Raw genomic sequence first — 2,558 nt, 5'->3', positions numbered from 1 at the left:
CAGGACACGGCGCGCAGCCCGGAGCTGATGTGGGAGCTGCTGCGGGACGAGGGCGTGACCGTCTTCAACCAGACGCCGTCGATGTTCCGCGAGCTCGTGGAGAGCGGCGGGGAGCCCCTGCCGGATCTCCGGTGGGTGATCTTCGGCGGTGAGGCGCTGGAGCCGAAGCACGTGCAGTCGTGGTTCGAGCGCTTCGACGGTGCGGGCGCCCGGTTGGTGAACATGTACGGGATCACCGAGACGACGGTGCACGTCACGTACCAGGAGATCACCGCGGCGCACGTGGCGGCGGGTGGCAGGCTTCCGGCGGGTCGTCCGTTGCCGAGCTACCGGGTGTTCCTGCTGGATGAGCGGGGTGCTCCGGTGCCGGTGGGTGTCGCGGGTGAGATCCATGTGGCGGGTGGTGGTCTGGCGCGGGGTTATCTGCACCGGCCCGAGCTGACGCAGGAGCGGTTCCCGGCGAACCCGTTCGGTGCGCCGGGGGAGCGGATGTACCGCTCCGGTGACGTGGCGCGTTGGAAGGCGGACGGGACCCTGGAGTACCTGGGGCGCGCTGATGACCAGGTGAAGATCCGCGGTTTCCGGATCGAACTCGGTGAGATCGAGACCGCGTTGGTGGGCCACCCGCGGATCCGCGAGACGGTGGTCACCGCCCACCAGGGCGCCGACGGGCACAAGCGGCTGGTGGCCTACCTCGTCTCGGACACCGTTCTGTCCACCGGCGAGCTGCGGGCCCATCTGGGCGGGTCGCTGCCGGACTACATGGTCCCGGCCGTGTTCGTCACCCTCGACCGGCTCCCGCTCACCCCGAGCGGCAAGGTGAACCGGCGGGCCCTGCCCGCCCCCGAGGTCCAGACCGAGCAGCTCGGCACGGAGTACACCGCCCCGCGCGACGAGACCGAGCGGATCCTGGCCGACGTATGGGCCGACGTACTCGGTGTCGAACGGGTCGGCGTCCACGACAATTTCTTCGACCTCGGCGGCGACTCCATCCTGACCATCCAGGTCGTGTCGCGGGCCCGGCAGGCACTCGGCGCGAGCCTCTCACCGCGGCTGCTCTTCGAGGCGCCGACGGTCGCGCAGCTCGCGGCCGCCGTGGCTCCCGAGGACGCCGCCCCGGCCGGGACCGACCTCGGTATTCCCGCGGCGCCGCGGGACGGCCTGCCGCCGATGTCCTTCGGCCAGCAGCGCCTGTGGTTCCTGGAGGACTTCAACGAGGGCAGCACCGAATACCACTCCGCCGCCGCCCTGCGGCTGACCGGCCCGCTCGACGCGTCCGCGCTGCGCGCGGCCGTCGGCGACCTGGTGGCGCGCCACGAGTCGCTGCGCACGACCTTCGACGTGGTCGGCGGCCAGGGTGTGCAGATCGTCCACCCGGTGCTGGAGCCCCAGTGGCACACGGCCGAGGCCGGAACCGAGGAGCGCCTGCGCGAGCTGGCGCAGGCGGAGCTGGCGCGCCCGTACGACCTGAAGAACGGCCCGCTGGTGCGCGTACTCCTCGTCCGGCTGACGACGGACGAGCACGTGTGCGTGCTGGGCATGCACCACATCGTCACGGACGGCTGGTCCATGGGCGTCGCCGCCCGTGAACTGGGCGAGCTGTACGCGGCCCGCACCGAGGGCCGGCCCGCGGAGCTGGGCGACGTACCCGTCCAGTACCCGGACTTCGCCGCCTGGCAGCGGGCACGGCTCGTGGACGGCGGTCTGCTGGAGGAGCAGCTCGGCTGGTGGCGCGAGCGGCTCGCGGGCATCGAGCCGCTGGAACTCCCCACCGACCGGCCGCGCCCGGTGGTCCGCTCCTCCGCGGGCGCGGTCCACGGATTCGAGGTACCGGCGGCCACGCTCGGCGCGCTCAAGGAACTGGCGCGCGAGCAGGGCGCGACGCTGTACATGGCGCTCACGGCGGCGGTGAAGACGGTCTTCGCCCGCTGGACCGGACAGCAGGACATCGCCGTCGGTACCGCGTCCGCCGGGCGCGGCCAGGGGAACGGGAACGCCGATCTGGAGCAGCTGATCGGCTTCCTCGTCAACACCGTGGTGCTGCGCTCGCACATCGAGCCCGACATGGCCTTCCGGGCGGTGCTGGACCAGGTGAGGGAGACCGTCCTCGACGCGTTCGCGCACGAGGAGGTGCCCTTCGAGCGACTGGTGGAAGCCCTGCAGCCGGAGCGGGACACCAGCCGTACGCCGCTCATCCAGGCGATGGTGGTCCTCCAGAACGCCCCCGGCATGCACCCGGACCTGGGCGCGGTCAAGGTCACGGACTACCGGCTGGAGCGGGACACCGCGCTGTTCGACCTGACCCTCGAGTTCGAGGAGTACGAGGGCGGCCTGCGGGCGCTCGTCGAGTACAGCGCGGAGCTGTTCGACGCAGCCACGATCGCGCGCTTCGGCGAGCACCTGAACGTGCTGCTGGAGGGCATCGCCGCGGACCCGGACCGGGCCGTGGCGGACCTTCCGATCCTCGCCGCGGGTGAGTTCGACCGTGTGGTGCGGGAGTGGAACGAGTCGGGTGGGGTGGAGGCTCCGGCGGGGACGGTGCATGGTCTGGTGGCCGA

Annotated in this window: 1 protein-coding gene; it reads left to right on the top strand. The window is 71.9% G+C overall.

The features are described 5' to 3' along the window. Nucleotides 1-2,558, top strand: a 2,558-nt coding sequence (locus tag ABT084_RS37780) for a condensation domain-containing protein (protein WP_351054354.1), incomplete at both ends; no start/stop codon positions are given.

Source organism: Streptomyces sp. NPDC002138 (genome assembly GCF_040296485.1).
In the GTDB taxonomy this organism is placed as follows: Bacteria; Actinomycetota; Actinomycetes; order Streptomycetales; family Streptomycetaceae; genus Streptomyces.
Note: the sequence above shows the minus strand (reverse complement) of the source record. Positions and strands in the feature narration are given on the sequence as shown.